Annotated in this window: 16 protein-coding genes; 12 read left to right on the forward strand and 4 right to left on the reverse strand. The window is 41.1% G+C overall.

Annotation, left to right across the window (positions count from 1 at the left end):
• Positions 1 to 29: 29 nt before the first annotated feature.
• Both AJGP001_RS02190 and AJGP001_RS02195 read left to right on the forward strand, forming a co-directional pair.
• Entirely contained in the window at positions 30 to 644 is a 615-nt protein-coding gene (locus AJGP001_RS02190) for an NAD(P)-dependent oxidoreductase (RefSeq protein ID WP_071153487.1), read from the forward strand.
• A 24-nt stretch (positions 645 to 668) separates the two neighbouring features.
• Positions 669 to 1,397, forward strand: coding sequence for an alpha/beta hydrolase (locus AJGP001_RS02195; protein WP_071153488.1), 729 nt, complete (start codon positions 669 to 671; stop codon positions 1,395 to 1,397).
• Positions 1,398 to 1,443: 46 nt separating this feature from the next.
• On the opposite strand, the gene AJGP001_RS02200 is transcribed toward AJGP001_RS02195, so the two are convergent.
• Positions 1,444 to 1,698 carry a hypothetical protein gene (locus AJGP001_RS02200; RefSeq protein WP_071153489.1) on the reverse strand — a complete coding sequence of 85 codons (255 nt, stop codon included), beginning with the start codon at positions 1,696 to 1,698 and terminating at the stop codon, positions 1,444 to 1,446.
• Complete coding sequence (locus AJGP001_RS02205) at positions 1,695 to 2,852, reverse strand: class I SAM-dependent methyltransferase (protein ID WP_071153490.1); 1,158 nt, start codon at positions 2,850 to 2,852, stop codon at positions 1,695 to 1,697. Before AJGP001_RS02205 ends, AJGP001_RS02200 begins: the two co-directional genes overlap by 4 nt.
• Positions 2,853 to 3,014: 162 nt before the next feature.
• Between AJGP001_RS02205 and AJGP001_RS02210 the strand changes: the two genes are divergently transcribed.
• From AJGP001_RS02210 to cydC, 4 genes are all read left to right on the forward strand, one after another.
• The gene (locus AJGP001_RS02210; protein ID WP_071153491.1) at positions 3,015 to 4,658 is read left to right on the forward strand and encodes an AMP-binding protein; all 1,644 of its coding nucleotides are present in this window, start codon (positions 3,015 to 3,017) and stop codon (positions 4,656 to 4,658) included.
• 284 nt (positions 4,659 to 4,942) lie between these two features.
• Positions 4,943 to 5,116 carry a hypothetical protein gene (locus tag AJGP001_RS17440; protein ID WP_169835251.1) on the forward strand — a complete coding sequence of 58 codons (174 nt, stop codon included), beginning with the start codon at positions 4,943 to 4,945 and terminating at the stop codon, positions 5,114 to 5,116.
• 173 nt (positions 5,117 to 5,289) lie between these two features.
• Complete coding sequence (cydD, locus tag AJGP001_RS02215) at positions 5,290 to 7,014, forward strand: thiol reductant ABC exporter subunit CydD (protein WP_071153492.1); 1,725 nt, start codon at positions 5,290 to 5,292, stop codon at positions 7,012 to 7,014.
• Positions 7,011 to 8,717 (forward strand): thiol reductant ABC exporter subunit CydC, encoded by a 1,707-nt coding sequence (gene cydC, locus AJGP001_RS02220; protein WP_078080093.1) that lies wholly within the window; start codon positions 7,011 to 7,013, stop codon positions 8,715 to 8,717. The genes cydD and cydC overlap by 4 nt, the downstream gene beginning before the upstream one ends.
• A gap of 595 nt (positions 8,718 to 9,312) precedes the next feature.
• Here cydC and AJGP001_RS02225 read toward each other — a convergent pair.
• Positions 9,313 to 9,543 (reverse strand): hypothetical protein, encoded by a 231-nt coding sequence (locus tag AJGP001_RS02225; protein ID WP_071153494.1) that lies wholly within the window; start codon positions 9,541 to 9,543, stop codon positions 9,313 to 9,315.
• A 207-nt stretch (positions 9,544 to 9,750) separates the two neighbouring features.
• Here AJGP001_RS02225 and desA point away from each other — a divergent pair, with 207 nt between their 5' ends.
• The 3 genes from desA to AJGP001_RS02240 all read left to right on the forward strand — a co-directional run bounded on the left by desA (position 9,751) and on the right by AJGP001_RS02240 (position 12,601).
• Positions 9,751 to 10,770, forward strand: a complete 1,020-nt coding sequence (desA, locus tag AJGP001_RS02230) for a Delta(5) desaturase DesA (RefSeq protein WP_058386461.1) — start codon at positions 9,751 to 9,753, stop codon at positions 10,768 to 10,770.
• Positions 10,771 to 10,868: 98 nt separating this feature from the next.
• Positions 10,869 to 12,005 (forward strand): sensor histidine kinase, encoded by a 1,137-nt coding sequence (locus tag AJGP001_RS02235; protein WP_058386460.1) that lies wholly within the window; start codon positions 10,869 to 10,871, stop codon positions 12,003 to 12,005.
• The gene (locus AJGP001_RS02240; RefSeq protein WP_058386459.1) at positions 12,002 to 12,601 is read left to right on the forward strand and encodes a response regulator transcription factor; all 600 of its coding nucleotides are present in this window, start codon (positions 12,002 to 12,004) and stop codon (positions 12,599 to 12,601) included. Before AJGP001_RS02235 ends, AJGP001_RS02240 begins: the two co-directional genes overlap by 4 nt.
• 36 nt (positions 12,602 to 12,637) lie before the next feature.
• Here the strand turns inward: AJGP001_RS02240 and AJGP001_RS02245 are convergent, their stop codons facing one another.
• A complete protein-coding gene (locus AJGP001_RS02245; protein WP_071153495.1) occupies positions 12,638 to 13,006 on the reverse strand; it encodes a DUF2188 domain-containing protein in 369 nt (122 codons plus the stop codon).
• Positions 13,007 to 13,118: 112 nt separating this feature from the next.
• Between AJGP001_RS02245 and putP the strand changes: the two genes are divergently transcribed.
• From putP to hflX, 3 genes are all read left to right on the forward strand, one after another.
• Positions 13,119 to 14,639 (forward strand): sodium/proline symporter PutP, encoded by a 1,521-nt coding sequence (gene putP / locus AJGP001_RS02250; protein ID WP_078080094.1) that lies wholly within the window; start codon positions 13,119 to 13,121, stop codon positions 14,637 to 14,639.
• A gap of 218 nt (positions 14,640 to 14,857) precedes the next feature.
• On the forward strand, positions 14,858 to 15,571 hold the full coding sequence (locus AJGP001_RS02255; RefSeq protein ID WP_071153496.1) for a VOC family protein: 714 nt from the start codon (positions 14,858 to 14,860) through the stop codon (positions 15,569 to 15,571).
• 78 nt (positions 15,572 to 15,649) lie between these two features.
• Positions 15,650 to 16,921 carry a GTPase HflX gene (hflX, locus tag AJGP001_RS02260; RefSeq protein ID WP_078080095.1) on the forward strand — a complete coding sequence of 424 codons (1,272 nt, stop codon included), beginning with the start codon at positions 15,650 to 15,652 and terminating at the stop codon, positions 16,919 to 16,921.
• Positions 16,922 to 17,529 lie beyond the last annotated feature (608 nt).

A 17,529-nucleotide genomic window follows, 5' to 3' on the forward strand; every position in this document is an offset into this window, starting at 1 on the left:
ATTGAAGTTAACTACTAGGAGGAAAAGCTATGAAGCTAGCGCTATTCGGAGCGACAGGCCGCGTTGGAGGCGAAATTCTCAAGCGAGCTCTCGCTGATGGTCATCACGTGAAAGCTTTGGTTCGTTCAGAAAAATTAGAAACCCATCCGAATTTGGAAATTATTCTAGGGGATATACGAAACGCAGAAGATATTGAAAAAACAATCGCAGAAACTACAGTAGTTTTCAGCGCTGTGGGTACAGATCGAACGACAACTTTGTCTGAAGCGGCACCTTTGATTGTAAAATCTATGGAAAGTCATCACATCAAACGAGTGATAACAATTGGTACAGCTGGAATTTTAGATAGCCGACTGAGCCCTGGACTGCTTCGTTACGAGGGTGGAGATTCTAAGCGCAAGCTGACTTTTGCTGCTGAAGAGCATGAAGCGGTTTATCGCTTATTCGAAAAGACTGAGCTTGAGTGGACGATTGTTTGTCCTACATACTTACCAGATGGTGAGGTACGCGGGAACTACCGGGCAGAAAAGGATCTGCTGCCCGAAGAAGGCAAAGAAATTACAGTTGGCGATACGGCAGAATTTGCTTATCATCAGCTTGAATCAACAGAATTTGTTCAGCGACGTGTAGGCTTGGCTTATTAATAGACTCAGATAGAAGGTGTTCCGATGAAAAAGTGGTTGTTGCGTAGTGCAGTAGCAGTCTTTGTGCTATTGGTGATTGCAGTTGCAGGTTTTGTTGTTTACGCTCAGTTCGATTATGGACCTAGTGAAATCTTAACTGAAAAAGTAGATTTGTCTGCACTTGAAAGTGACGCAGAAGGACTAATTTTTCAGCCAGCAACGCCGAATGGTAAAGGCGTGATTCTCTATCAAGGGGCTAAAGTTGAAAAGGAAGCTTATGCCTATCTTGGCCAATCCTTAAGTGAACAAGGCTTTGTCGTGTCGATTCCTCAACTGCCCTTGAATTTTGGGATTCTTGGTTCTGGAACAGCACATGACATCATCGAAGAGCATTCGGAAGTCGAAGAATGGTTTCTTGGAGGACATTCTCTAGGTGGCGTAGCTGCTTCTTTTTATGCAGAAGACTCATCAGCGAAACTTTCCGGACTTTATTTTCTGGGTGCTTATCCAGCGGGTGACTTTTCGGACAGCAGATTGCCCATGTTGTCGATTTATGCGGAACGCGATGGCTTATCTACAGTTACTGATATTGAAGAAAGTCGTAAGCTGTTCTCTGATGACAGTGTCTTTGTGGAAATCAAAGGTGGCAACCACGCACAATTTGGTTTATACGGAGAGCAAAAAGGTGACAATGCAGCCGAAATACCTGCGATTGAGCAACAAGACCAAGTAGTAAAAGCGTTAACAGAGTGGATAAACAAAAATTCTCCTTAATCGACAAAAAACGGTAGCTGCTATTCAGCTACCGTTTTTTTGCTCGTCATAGTTTAAAAATAAAGAACGTCAAGAAGATAGCGACAATCACCAGCGTATTAACAGTGAAGGCTGCACGTTTACTAACAGGTTGATCAAGCGACGGGAAGCGTTCAACAAATCGCATAGCACCGTAGATAAGAGCGACTAAGATAAGCAATGTCACAACCAAGTTCATGTCATAAATCTGGACATCGATAAATCGGATCAATACGACCGAAAAAGCTAAAATGATGCCGTTTACCAAGTTTTTTTGTTTCATAGATACTCCTTTAATTCGTTTTCTAAAAATGGTTTAGCCGATAACAGGCTAGTGAATTGGCGGTAGCGATCAAATTGACCAGCAACTGGTTTTTTACCGGTTTTATAAGCGCGAATCAAGATGTTCTTAGGCGTATGCTCCATATCAATAAATTCCATTAATTGTGTTTCGTACCCAACAAGAGATAGCAATTCAGCTCGAATAGCATCTGTCGCTAAAGCACTGAAGCGCTCTTTAATCAAGCCGTGTTGCAGCATGATGCCGAGTTCAGGTGCACCGATTTGGCTATTTAATTCGTGTTGGCAACACGGAACACTTAAAATCACTTTGGCATCCCATTTAACAGCACGCGCTAAAGCCATGTCGGTTGCCACGTCACAAGCGTGTAACGTAACGACCATATCCACTGCCGTTTCATTATTGTAATCGTTAATGTCACCGACTAGAAACTCAAGTTGTTCATAGCGAAGATCTGCCGCAATTTGCTGACATTCTTCGATGACTTCTTTTTTCAAATCAAGTCCGGTAACGCGAAGGTCTAACCCTTTTTCAATACGCAAATAATGATATAACGCAAAGGTTAAATACGATTTTCCAGAACCAAAGTCGAGGATGCGAACAGTGCGGTCTTGTGGCAAGTAAGCGAGCGTATCATCAATAAATTCGATAAAGCGATTGATTTGCCGGAATTTATCGTATTTCTGCTTTTTAACTTTGCCATCTGGACTTTGCACACCCAGGCGTACGAGAAACGGATAGACAATGCCGTCTTCTAATAAATACTGCTTTTTGCGATTATGGGATAGCTCAGCTTTCTTTTCGCCGGTTTGTTGGGCTTTCCAGTTGACTTTGAACTTCTTAGAAAGCTGGATTTGTACTTGCTCATCTGTAAATTGGAACAGCGCCTGACGAAAGTCAGTAAAAAGAAAAGCCAATTTCTCAGCAGCTTTTTCTACTGGTAAATTTTCATGCTTTAAGACGTGTTCGTGCTGAAATTCAAATTGAATCAAGTATTCCTTTTTTATTTCAACGGGTTTTAGTTTAATGCGCTTAATATCGTTTGATTTTAGTCTAGGTTGGCTAATCGTCGCTGAAACCAGTTGTTGCTGTAACAGACGTTCAGTGAGTTGGTCTTGCATGGTTTGTAATTCCATAATGAGTCCCTTCCGTTGCATGTAATAGGTTTAGTTTATCATGCAGCGTATAAAAAGGGCGAACTGTCCGTTTTAGTTTAAGGCGCAGGCCCCTTCTGTTATTTTGGAATTTTGTGATAATATAGAGTAGACTGAAAACGTTTTCAATTAGGAGGATGGAAAATGGTTGTTTTACAAAAAACGGTTGGTCAAATAGTTAAAGAACAAGCCGCACGAAATCCGGAAACTGAGGCGTATGTTTATCCAGAGCATGGAATCCGAAAAACTTACAAGGAGTTTGATGAAGAAACAGATCTTCTTGCAAAGGCATTTATCGGGATTGGCATTGAAAAAGGAGAGCACGTTGCCATTTGGTCAGACAATAAACGTGAATGGCTTTTAAGCCAATTTGCTACCGGCAAAATGGGCGGTGTTTTAGTGACGGTTAATACGAGCTATCAGTCGAGTGAGCTTGAATATTTATTAGAGCAGTCGGACGCAACAACTTTAATAGTGGGCGAAGAATTTAAAGGAACGAGTTATATAGATATATTAAACAAGATTTGCCCGGAGTTGAAAACAGCTGATAAAGGACACATCACAAACGCTAAGTTGCCTCATTTCAAACGAGTTATTGTCATGAGCAATAACAAGTATCCGGGAATTTACACGTGGCAAGAGTTTGAGGCTTTTGCTAAAAAAGTTAGCGACTCGGAACTTGAAGAGCGCTTCCACTCGATGGACCCTGATGACGTTATTAATATTCAATACACATCCGGCACGACCGGATTTCCAAAAGGAGTCATGCTGACACATCTCAATGTTGTCAATAATGGCAAGTTAGTGGGCGACACGATGAGTCTTACGGAAAACGATCGGCTATGTATTCCAGTGCCATTTTTCCACTGCTTTGGCTGTGTTCTTGGGACAATGGCGGCAGTGACCCATTCTACGACGATGGTCATTGCAGAGCAGTTTGAAGCCAAACGCGTGCTGCAGATGGTGCAAGATGAGAAATGTACGGGGCTTCACGGAGTGCCCACGATGTTTATCGCAGAATTAAATCATCCTGAGTTCTCATCATTCGATACTTCTACACTGCGGACAGGTATTATGGCAGGATCCTCTTGTCCGATTGAAGTGATGAAGAAAGTGATCACGGATATGGGAGCGTCTGAAATTACCATTGCTTACGGACAAACAGAGTCATCTCCAGTAATTACGCAAACACGGGCGGATGATGATATTGAAAAAAGAGTATCAACAGTCGGTAAGCCACATACCGGAGTAGAAGTGAAAATTATTGATCCAGCGACTGGAGAAGGAGTCGTGACAGGTATGCCTGGAGAACTTTGTACGAGGGGCTATCATGTTATGAAAGGCTATTATAATAATGAAGAAGCAACAAAAGTGGCCATTGATCGAGAAGGCTGGCTTCACACCGGGGACATCGCGGTGGAAGATGAAGCTGGTTATATCGCCATCACAGGACGCATTAAAGACATGGTGATTCGTGGAGGCGAAAATATTTATCCGCGTGAAATTGAAGAATTTCTTTATCAGCATCCTGCTATTCAAGATGTTCAAGTGGTTGGTGTGCCAGATCCGAAATACGGAGAAGAATTGATGGCTTGGGTTATCTTGAAAGAAGATGAGCAATTAACTGTGGCGGAACTGAAAACGTACTGCAAGGACAAAATTTCTCATCATAAAATTCCGCGGTACATCGAGTTTACGAAAGAATACCCGATGACAGCTTCAGGAAAAATACAAAAATTTAAGCTGCGTGAATTATCCATTCTAAATAGCCAAAAAGCAGAAGTTTAAAGAGATAAAATCATGTAGATACAAGGCGTCTTTCGAGGCGCTTTTTTGCGTGGGCTACTGAAGAACTACTCATGAATTATCCCCTTAGTTTACACTTCTGCAACTAAGGGGACATAAGTAAAAAGAAGGATTATTTAAGTTGAAATAGTAGTTATAGCTGAGTGAAAATTTGCTGCTCAGCATTCGTACAGTAAAAGGAGGGGATGGATGATTTGCTTGAGAATAATGTTTTATTGCATTGAACGAGCATAAGTTATCAAAGCCTTACTTAGAGGGTGTTTCCAGTGATTACAGCAGAAGAATTATCCGTTTTTAAGTCTGAACTGACCAAACTCACAAATGAATCCCGAAGATGCGTTGATCAATCCTTGAAACTAAAAATACAAGCAGACGTGACTTGGTTAAAGATGGCCATCGTTGCTGAGGACCCTTGCACGCAAACAATTGAAAACGAGTAACTCGAAACCTGCAGGGAAGGTTGCCTGGAGGTTTTTATCTGCCCAAAAACACTAAATTTGTGAACAGCACTGTAACAAAGGTCTTCAGAAATCCAGTTATTATGGGCAACTGACGGGGGTTTCGGGTAAGGATGCCTTATAATAGAAGGAGATAAAGTAGAGGGGCGAATGGCATGAATGATTTAAAACGACTGGCATTTCAACGAAAAAATAAAATGGTTTTTCTGGTAGTGGCATCGCTTTTAAAAGGCATTGCTACAATTGGACAAGCTTTCTTTTTCGTTTTCATTGCAGATCGTGTTTTTCTTCAAAATGCTGCTTTTGAGAGTTTATTTCCATTGTTTGGTGGCTTGTTTGTGGCGATTTTATTGCGTGCAGGAGCGGGTTATGCAATTGGCAGGGCAGGAGTCGATCTCGCTGCTGATGTAAAAAGTGAATTTCGAAAAGATCTGATAAAGTCTTTTGCTGAAAATCCGTTATTGTCTGCGGCTCAAGGTCAGTCTGGTCAAAAAGTTAGCTTGCTAATGGACTCAGTAGACGAAGTAGATGGCTTTTTCAGTAAATACATTCCGCAACTCGTGCAAACATATATCATTCCCTTACTGTTGTTAGGGGTTATTTTTACTCAAAACTGGACAACAGGTATCATCATTTTAATTACGGCACCGTTTATTCCTGTGTTCATGGCAATGGTCGGAAAAGGAACGAAGAAGAAAGCCGACGAAAAAATGGAACAGCTTAACCGATTTTCTGGTACTTTTTTGGATATTCTGCAAGGTCTTTCGACGCTTAAGTTATTTGGTCAAGCTGAAAAACAACAGCAAGAAATTCGAAAAAGTAGCCTGAGTTTCCGTGACTCCACGATGGACGTGTTGAAGTCTGCATTTCTTTCTTCTTTAATGCTGGAGTATATTTCGATGTTGAGTATTGGCATAATCGCATTAGAAATTGGCTTGCGTCTTGTTGTGTTTGACAGTATTAGCTTTTTCACAGCGTTCTTTATCTTAATTTTAGTGCCAGATTTTTTTAATTTGTTAAAGGATTTTGGTAGTGCTTTTCATACAGCACGTGGCAGTGTATCAGCAGCCAATCAATTAAGTGCTGAGCTTGAGAAAAAACATTCTGTATTGATATGGGGAGATGAAGTTCTGGCACAAGAACCGCCTCATTTGTCATTAGAGGGATTGTCTTTTCAATACGGAGAGGGCTTTGCTTTGAATCCACTGCGCGCAGAAATTCCGCCTTATAGCCAAGTTGCGATTGTCGGCAAGAGCGGTTCAGGAAAAACGACACTCATGCAGTTACTTGCTGGATTGTTGCCGCAAACCGAAGGCGAACTGATTGTTAACGGCATTCCAAGAGAGGCTATTAGCGAAAAATCATGGTTTGATCAATTAAGTTATATCTCGCAAAATCCGTATCTTTTTGCGGGGACAATCCGAGAGAACATGGAGATAGGAGCCAATCGGAAAGTCAGCGACGAAGAAGTACGCGCAGCAGCTAAAAAGGCTGGAATCGCAGAGATGATTTTCGCACTTGAGCAGGGCTTTGAAACGTTAATCGGAGAAGCAGGACGTGGCTTGTCGGGAGGAGAGAAACAGCGGATTGCGCTGGCTCGTGCCTTTCTAAAAAAACCGTCTCTTATTTTATTTGATGAGCCGACGACTGGTCTGGATTTGCGTACGGAACAAATTTTGCAAGAGTCGCTTCGCGAGTTGCAAAAGACGTCAACCGTTATTACAGTTGCGCACCGACTCCATACGATTAAACAAGCCGATCTGATTTTCTTCTTAGATAATGGAAATCTGGATGCTGCAGGAAGCCACGACGAACTGCTGCAAAACTATAGCCCTTACGAAGAGATGCTCGCAGCGCAGCAGGGAGGTAGCCAGCGATGAATGAATTAAAACATATTCTAAAACTAACATTTATCGAGAAGAAGGATGTCTCGATTGCGATTTCCTTCGGATTTTTAGCAGGAATTGCTAGCGTAGCATTGATGGGTTCAAGTGGGTATTTGATTTCGAAGGCGGCATTGACCTCGCAGATGACGACACTCGTTGTTATGGCAGCATGTCTGAAACTGTTCGGCTTTGCTTCAGCGTTGAGCCGTTACGGGGAGCGTTTGTATTCTCACCGAGCAACCTTTACCATGCTGAGCCACTTAAGAGTGTCATTTTTTGAACGTTTGTCGCCACTCGCTCCCGGAATATTCGGTAAGTACCGGAGTGGGGATTTGCTGTCCCGAATTGTTGGAGATGTTGAAAGCCTACAGAACTTTCTGCTGCGCGTTTTTTATCCGCCAGTCGTATTAGGCATCGTCTTTTTAAGCACCATTTTCTTTAGTGCGTTTTTCTCTATGGGAATTGCTAGCGTGATGGTGGTCGGAATGCTGCTAACAATTGTGGCAGTGCCAGCGCTTTTCTCTAGTAGAAAGCGTCGTACAGATGGACAAGTCAGAGTACAACGAGGAAATTTAGCCATCGAAGCTACGGAGTTTCTTTATGGGTTTCGTGATCTGAAAATCTATCAGCAGCTTGGTGTAAAAGAGCAACAGTTGAAAAGTGATGCGGCTCAATATAACGAAGGTCAGCGGAGAGAAGGCTTAGAGGAAAACCTAGCGCAGTCTAGTAATGCGCTTGTGGCATTACTAGTGTCGTTTTTTGTGTTAGCTGTTGGTGCGTATTTTGTAGCAGCAGGTGAATTAAATGGCTTGTACTTGGCCATGCTCGTGATGATTTCCATTGCCGCTTTTGAAAACGTAGCACCTATGGCCGCGTTTCCTACTTATTTTGAAGAAAGCCGAAAAGCCGCAGTAAGATTACAAGAAGTTGTTTCTGAGGACGCCGTGTTACAAGGAGCAGAGGGAATTCCGAGCGGACCGCTTGATATTAAACTTACGGGAGCTTCTTTTAGCTATCCTGGGGAAAAAAGCTTAGCGATTGATGATGTCTCACTCCATTTAAAGCCAGGCACGAAAACAGCGATTGTCGGACCAAGTGGTTCAGGTAAGTCAACGCTTTTGCAATTACTACTGAATGTTTTTCCTGTTGAACAAGGTCAATTGTCAATCGGTGGAAAGCCAGTAGAGATGCTTGAACAAGAAGCTGTTTGGCAGGAAATGAATATCGTATTGCAGGAAAATCATTTTTTTTACGGTACAATTCGTAGCAACTTATTGCTTGCCAATCCATTGGCAAGCGATGAGCAGATGAAAAAAGCATTGGCTAGAGTTCAGTTAGAATTGTTTCCTTTGACAACGACAGTGGAAGAAAAGGGACAGAATTTGTCTGGTGGACAAAAGCAACGACTGGCTATTGCGCGGGCAATCCTAAGAGGCAAATCGCTGTGGCTTCTTGATGAACCAGTTTCTTCCGTCGATAACTTAACAGCTCACGCCATTTACCAAGAACTATTCCGACAAGGGGACAAAGATTTGTTCGTCATTATTAGTCATGACTTAGCGGGACTCGAACAAATGGATCAGATTATCGTTATGGAAAATGGGCGTATCCAGGAAAGTGGAACCTACCAAGAACTGATGGAAAGAAAAGCTTATTTCTATCAATTAAAACAAATAGAAAACAGCGTATTTGCATAGAAAAGCGCAAGCGCCCATGTAGATTCGACGGGCATAAGACAGACCGGCAGTGTGGCGCTCTTTGCCACACAGCCGGGTAGGCTTATGACCCGAGAATCTGGGCGCTGGAGCCTAGACATAGAAAAGCGCAAGCGCCCATGTAGATTCGACGGGCATAAGACAGACCGGCAGTGTGGCGCTTTTTGCCACACAGTCGGGTAGGCTTATGACCCGAGAATCTGGGCGCTGGAGTTTTAATAGAGACGAACAAAAAAGGCTACACTCAACAGGTCATCAAAACGACCTATTGAGTGTAGCCTTTTTTTGCATGTTAAAGAACAGGCTGATGTCCTCCATCCAGACGAACGCTTTCTGCGGGCACAGCCGTCTCCATTGTCATCAGCCATTTTGAATCTGAAAAAATACAAAAAATCGTCCGTGGCTCTAAAATGAAAGCAAGGTTAAAGCAGTTCTTTAAGATGAAACGATGACGCAAATCCACGGCACATGCAAAATTAACGGAGAAAATGTGTTTGGTTCTCTCGAGTGCAATCGAGCGTTCCGAAGCTTGCATTTTTTAGAGGCTAATGAAAAAGCTTCGTCTTTTTCACGCTTGCTATTTTAATAACAGGTTATTATCTTTTTTAGCATCCTCTAATTTTAACTGCTCTAACTCAAGGCGCATTTTCTGTGTTTCAATAACGAAGTTTTCATGCTTTAGTTTTTCTAACTCTAATTGCTCACTGATCATTTTCCCTTTAAGCTTCGTTTGTGTTTGAAGGTGAGAAGTAATAATACCTGCCAGTGGAATCGAAAAGACCATAATGACGGCGACTAGTCCAGTCATATGCTTCACTCCGTTCTGATTTTTCTGTCTATTTATAGTATACACATATCGCTTGTAATTTTAAAAGAGTAGATTTCTTAAAATACATGACAACTGTCATATAGAAATATAGACGTTTGTGTCTTATTCGCCCGAGGATTTCCAGTTAAGATATGATTAATAAGTTATCCGGACCGAAAAAGTCCGTTTAAGGAGGAATTTGAAAACATGAGCAGAGAAAAAACAGCACAGTTACGCAAATTTGTTGCCCCTTTCGAAAAAGCAGATGTAAAATCGAGTGTTAGACAATTATTAAATACAATTCCACCTTTTATCTTGGCATGGTTCTTGGCTTACCAAGCACTTGATGTCTCAATTTGGCTAACAATTGCATTGTCAGCAGTAGCTGCAGCATTTGTCATCCGTACGTTTATCATTTTCCATGATTGCACACACGGATCGTTCTTCAAAAACAAAAAAGCAAATGCCGTTGTTGGTACGCTAACAGGGATCATGACGCTTTTCGCTTATGAAAAGTGGAAACGAGAACATTCGATTCACCATGCTTCAAGTGGTAATCTTGATAAGCGCGGAGTCGGCGACATTTGGGTTATGACGATTGAAGAATATGTAGAAGCTTCAAAATGGGAACGTTTTAAATACCGTATGTATCGTAATCCTTTGGTTATGTTCGGATTTGGACCATTATTCCTAGTCTTAATTTCAAGTCGTTTTAATCGTAAAGATGCACGCAAAAAAGAACGCAACAATACGTATTTGATCAATATTTCACTTGTGGTCATTTACACGCTGTTAATCTTAGCAATTGGTTGGCAGGCATTTGTAATCGTGCAAGGAACAACGATGTTCATCGCAGGAGCACTTGGAATTTGGTTATTCTATGTTCAACACACATTTGAGGATTCATACTTTGAAGACGAAAATGAGTGGGATTACGTAAAAGCAGCCATCGAAGGAAGTTCGTATTACCAACTTCCAAAAGTATTGCAGTGGGTAACTGGCAACATCGGCTTCCACCATGTGCATCACTTGAGCCCTCGAGTTCCAAACTATAACTTGGAAAAAGCACATGAATCGACACCGCCACTTCAACAGGCAACAACAATTGATATTAAATCTAGTCTTAAATCATTGAGCTACAAATTATACGATGCACCAAATAAAACATTCGTTACATTTGGTGAAATCAAGCACTTGTTAGCTGATTCGAAAACGGCTGAACAATAAGAAAGTAATTAGAAAAAAACCATTCTTAGCGGAATGGTTTTTTCTTTTGCTTATTATTTGCTATGATGAAATCACATAGAAATGAACAGGAGGCCCTTATGCAAAGCTGGTATCAAATATTCCCTAAAAATCCTTGGCTGAGTCTCTATGCTTGGGTGATCTTTTGTATTTTGCCATTCTTCTTTATCTTTCGATCTTCCTCATTACCTGAAATTATTTTCGGTATTTTGCTCTTGTTGTTGTTTTTCCTTGCGTACCGGTTGTCTTTTAATTCAAGAACTGGCTTTGTGTATGTTTGGGTAAGTTTTGAAATGGCGATTAATATTGGAATGATTTTCTTGTTTGGGTATGTATATCTGTCTATTTTTGTGGCCTTTTTTATCGGTAATTTACGCAATAAAGTAGGATTTTTCATTATTTATGGCCTTCATATTGGCATGACCATTGCAGCTATTGTATTTGGCTTTTTTGACCATAGTGAATTGTATATCTCTCAGCTACCATTTATTGTGCTTAGTGTACTAGGTGTTATTTTATTGCCGTTTAATACGTATAACCGAAACAAACGAGAAAAATTAGAAGGTCAGCTAGAAGATGCGAACAAACGAATTTCTCAACTGGTGATTATCGAAGAACGTGAACGAATTGCTCGTGATTTGCATGATACGTTGGGGCAAAAATTATCTTTAATTGGCTTAAAAAGTGATTTAGCAGGTAAATTGATTTACCGGAATCCAGAGTCTGCTTTAAATGAAATAAACGATGTTCGACAAACAGCACGTACAGCTTTAAAAGAAGTGCGTGAGTTAGTGTCTAATATGCGGGGCACCAAACTGGATGAAGAAATTTTGCGGGTGCAGCAAATTTTAAAAGCTGCTGAAATTGATTTTGTGTTCTACGGTTCACCGCAGCTGACGAACACCCCCTTGTTAGTAGAAAATGTTCTAAGTATGTGCTTAAAAGAAGCAGTGACGAATGTCGTGAAGCATAGTGGTGCAGCGCGTTGCAGCGTATTGATCAAGCAAAATCCCGAAGAAATTCTGGTGCAAGTGCAAGATGACGGACAAGGATTTCCAGAAGGAAATACTTCTCTGCAAGGAAACGGATTGGCTGGTATGCGCGAACGATTGGAGTTTGTAAATGGTTCGGTAGGAATTAAAGTGATGGAAGGCACGACCTTGAACATCCGGGTGCCGAACGTAATTCTTTATAGTTCAAAGGAGGCAGTAAAATGATTCGAATCGTATTAGCTGAAGATCAGCGAATGATGCTCGGGGCTTTAGGGTCACTGTTGGATTTAGAAGAGGACATGGAAGTGGTCGGTAAAGCATCGAATGGAGAAGAGGCAATCGAGCTTGTGGAAAAACTGCAACCAGAAATTTGCATCATGGATATTGAAATGCCATTGAAAAGCGGATTGGATGCAGCGGAAATTTTAAAAGACAAGCCGTGTAAAATTATTATTTTGACTACATTTGCACGTTCAGGCTATTTTGAACGTGCTAGAAAAGCTGGAGTTAGCGGTTATTTGCTAAAAGATAGTCCAAGTGAAGACTTGGCCACATCCATTCGAACAATTATGGATGGCCGCAGAATTTATGCTCCTGAACTAGTGGACTTAGCTTATGCTGACGAAAACCCATTGACTGATCGGGAAAAACAGGTGATGGAATTGATTGCTGAAGGACGTAGTACAAAAGAAATTGCTAAAGAGCTGTTCATTACAACAGGTACTGTACGGAATTACATTTCAACAATATTGGACAAGTTAGAAGTAGGAAATCGAATTGAAGCCATTTCACGGCTTAAAGAGAAAGGCTGGTTCAAGTAAAAAGCTGCTGTCAGTCGACAGCGGCTTTTTACTGTTTTAGGATGATTCGTACAGAGTTTCAGACAGTGATCCGTCTGCTGCATAGATGTGAAGTTCTCCGTGATTTTTTGTAACATAGCGCTTTGCTTCTCCCATTAGACTATCTTTCGTTTCTTCAATCAGAATCGCTCTTTTACTGTCTTTTTTCTTTAATTGCCAACCATCTTCATGTTTTCTGATTTCGTAGACAGGTCGTTCTTCAGCGCCCATTTCAGTTTTTTGGGCTTGGTCTAAGGCAATTGGAATCGCGCGACTTTCTGTGTAACCATCGCGAAGCAGTGCATTGGCAATTTCTATTGCTTTATGACGAACAGCACTATCAAGATTTTTAAATGATTCTGGATAATTATCTTCGTTCCATGGCATTAAAATCGCCTCCTTGTCCTTGTAATTCCCCCTTGAATTTGCTGCAAAACCGAAAAAGAGGACTTTTAATAAGTGACAATAATGTTACACTGTTAAATAAGGAGGGGATAAAATGACAGATGCAACTTATCAAATCATTGCTTTATCTGTTTATCTAGGTGCCATGCTATACATTGGCTGGTATGCTTACCGAAAAACTGCCAACTTATCCGACTATATGCTTGGTGGCAGGGGTCTTGGACCAGCAGTAGCCGCACTTAGTGCCGGTGCATCGGATATGTCTGGATGGCTGTTACTTGGCTTACCGGGTGCCATTTATGTAGGTGGACTGGTTAAGGTTTGGATCGCGATTGGATTGACAATCGGTGCCTTTTTGAACTGGTATTTTGTTGCGCCGCGACTGCGAATCTATTCGTTTGTCACAAACGACTCCATCACGATTCCAAGTTTCTTGGAAAATCGTCTGAAAGACAAATCACGGTTGTTACGAATTGCTTCGGGTATTATTATTTTGATCTTTTTCACATTTTACGTTTCGTCCGGAATGGTAGCTTCAGGCTTATTTTTCCAGAGTTCATTCGGAATGGACTATCATTTAGGGCTTGTCTTAGGTTCGATTGTCGTGGTCGCCTATACCTTGTTTGGCGGATTTCTGGCAGTCAGCTACACAGACTTTGTACAAGGAATTATGATGGTTCTGGCGCTAATTGCCGTACCAGTAGTAGGTATCTTTGCTACAGGTGGATTTGGTGAAACCGCTGCAAGTATTCGCGAGGTAGATCCGAATATGTTGAGCTTGGTTTCTGGCGCTTCGACAATCGGCGTTATTTCTGCAGTTGCTTGGGGCCTTGGTTACTTCGGCCAACCCCATATCATTGTTCGTTTTATGGCGATTAAAACGTTGAAGGAAGTTCGTGTAGCGCGCCGCATTGGGATGAGTTGGATGATTTTCAGTCTTCTCGGAGCAACTGCAACAGCGCTTATCGGGATTGCTTATTTCCAACAAAATCCTTCAGCGACGTTAGTAGATCCTGAATCTGTGTTTCTCGACTTGAGCCAAATTTTGTTTCATCCATTAGTGGCTGGATTTGTATTGGCTGCAGTTTTAGCAGCTATTATGAGTACGATTTCTTCTCAGCTTATTGTAAGTTCTTCAGCGCTTATTGAAGATTTATACAAAGTTTTCTTTAAAAAAGAAGCATCAGCTAAAGGATATGTATCACTTGGCAGAATGGCTGTTGCAGCGATTGCCATCATTGCAGCCGCTCTAGCATGGAAACAAAATAATACTATTTTAGATCTAGTTGCTTACGCATGGGCAGGGTTTGGTGCTGCTTTTGGACCAATCATTTTGTTGTCACTATTCTGGCGCAAGCTAACTTCAAAAGGTGCATTGGCAGGAATGATTGTCGGCGCTGTAACAGTTATCGTTTGGAAATTAGTTGGTACAAAACCAGAAGATCCTGGAGCTACTGAAATGACGAATTTCATAGGCAGTGTTTATGAAATCATTCCTGGTTTCTTCTTGTGCTTACTCGTGACATGGCTTGTGAGTCTCGTTACTTACAAACCAGATGCAGAGATTGAGAAAGAGTTTGATGAAACGGTTCGATTAATCAACGAAGACAAGTAAGAAAAATCAAAAGGCGTACAGCATTTCCTTACGGGAAAAGCTGTACGTCTTTTTTGATTTAATGCTACTGCATGTAAATTATTGATAGCTTAATATGAAATTAAATTCGTAACCGGGCCACTTAATTTGATATACCGTAATTTAACTTTTTAGCACTTAAAGGAAATTAGGACACCCATGGCGAACGAGGTAGCATGACAGAAAAAGTGAGGTGCTTTATGAAGTTAGATCATATTGTTCATTTTGTTCGTGAAAATCCACAAGAAACCGTAACCTATTGGCAGGAAAAAGGAATTCATGCAGCAAAAGGTGGGCGACATTTAAACTGGGGAACGGAAAATGTCCTCTTGTATTTGAAAGATTGTTACATTGAGTGGCTGTCAATCGAAAAAGAAGAAGTGGCTCTGCAAGCGGATCATCCGCTTACGCACCAACTGCTCTATGACCAAGTTGGTTTTGGAACAATTTGTTTGCGCACGGATAATATTCAGGTTTTAAATGACGATTTGAGAAAACAGGGAATGGATACTTCTGGAGTGTTGACAGCCAAACGTCAAACTGAAAGTGGAGAGCTGATCAAATGGAAAATGCTATTCATCAAAGAACAAGTCTCGGATAAATTGCCTGCTCCATTTTTTATCGAATGGCAAAAAACAGACGCTCAGCGCTATCAAAAGCTAAGAGATAACGGCGCTATACAAGCGTTAAACGAAACCTTGACGATCGAACGTTGTGTATTTGGGGTTCGGGATATAGAAAAAGCGACCACTGCATGGAAGACGATTTTAGGTGGCAGCTTACAATTAGATAATTGTCTGATTGAATTCAGAAAAACAAGTCATCCAAAAGAACGTCTGGAAAAAGTTTGTTTTGAAGAGGGTATAAATAAGTTTGAATTTGAACAAGGGCAGTACAGGCTACCTCGCTTGTAAGAGGATAGCAAAGAAACTGTGGTAAAATAGAGATATCGAATGGGAATTTTCCTTTCCTGAAATAGGAGGACAATATAAATGGATGAGTTACAAGAAAAAGCAGTCATCGTTGGTGTGCAACTTCAAAAAGATCTTCATTTCGTTTACGGAATGGACGAGCTTCATAATTTAGCAGAAGCTTGCAATGTGGAAGTGGTCGGGGAAATCACACAAAACTTAGATCGTATCAACCCTTCTCACTATGTCGGAAGCGGAAAGGTAGAGGAAATTAAAGCTTTTTATGATGAGGCAGATGCCAATTTGGTCATCTTCAATGACGAGCTATCACCTTCGCAAATCCGAAACCTAGAAGAGGATTTGGAATGCAAAGTGATTGATCGTACTATGCTGATTTTGGATATCTTTTCACGACGCGCAAAAACACGTGAAGCACAGGTTCAAGTAGAACTTGCGCAACTTCAGTACATGCTACCGCGCTTAGTAGGACTGCGTGCGTCGCTTGGTCGACAAGGTGGCGGTAGTAGTGGTGGCGTAGCTAACCGCGGAGCTGGAGAAACCAAACTTGAACTGGATCGCCGGAAAATTGAAGAGCAAATTTCAAAGCTTCATAAAGAACTCGAGCATATTAGAGACCAGCGCGTGACACAACGCAAGCAGCGCACCAAAAAAGGTGTGCCTGTCGTCTCATTAGTCGGTTATACGAACGCCGGAAAATCAACAGTGATGAATGGACTGCTAGCAAAAACGGGACAAAACGAAGAAAAGCAAGTGTTTGAAAAAGACATGCTTTTCGCTACGTTGGAGACGTCTGTTCGGCAAATTCGCTTGGAAGACAACAAAAGCTTCTTACTGACAGATACAGTTGGTTTTGTCAGCAAATTGCCACATCATCTGGTAAAAGCGTTCCGTTCTACATTGGAGGAAGCCCGTAATGCAGACTTGTTGCTGCACGTAGTCGATGTTTCTAACGAAGAACACCATTATATGATGGAAGTAACGAATTTAACTCTGCAAGCTGTTGGGGTAGAAAATGTACCTACGCTTTATATTTACAACAAAGCAGATTTAGCAGGAGTTCATTACCCTAATGCAAACGGCGACGGTTTATGGATTTCAGCAAAAGAAGGCAAAGGTCTAGATGAGTTGCTAGAAGTTATTAAAAAACTAATTTTTGCAGATTATGTTACTTGTCGAATGGTTATTCCGTTCGACCGCGGTGACATCGTCGCATATCTTAATGAGCATGCCAGTATTCATGAAACCGTATACGAAGAAGAAGGCACGTTACTTAAAGTGGAGTTAAGTCATGCAGACTATGACCGCTACCAGCAGTTTGTTGTCGGAAATTAAAAAAAGTATCTCAAGTTAGAAATGCGCAAAGACTGTAGACAATCTCAAACCATTTGAGTTTGTCTGCAGTCTTCTTTTATTTGTGGAGTATAGCTGCCACAATCGCTTTGAAATGACTCCTAGAAGGAGAAGTATCTTCGATAGAGGTTTGTTAAAGATTTCGATGAATATAAAAATATTCTCTTACTCAAGATATTTCCAATAGCAATAGATGCGCAAAAAATATGAGGTAAGGAAAATGGTAAAGAAACATACTCATAGACATCAAATTAGGATAGTGATCTTAGATCATTTAATACCATGGAGCTATCCATCCTTAAAATGAAAGCTAAACTTGACTTTTAGTTTATGTATGAACAGGTGAAAGTCCTATATAAAGAAGTAGGACGTTTCGTTGCTTCTATAGGTGGAATCTGAACAGAGTTATACTATGAGAATTTTCAATTTAATCTAAAGCAGAAAGTATCTCATGTATACCTTAAAGGGCGTAGTATAATTCAAGATCTGATTGAACCTTAAAAGGAACTATGTGATTTCCTTCTATGACATTCAGTCAAAGTTGGTTACTACAATCGATCAAGAAGATACGAAAATATTCTTCGAACTGA

Origin of the sequence: Planococcus faecalis (assembly GCF_002009235.1) — a bacterium.
Taxonomy (GTDB): Bacteria; Bacillota; Bacilli; order Bacillales_A; family Planococcaceae; genus Planococcus; species Planococcus kocurii.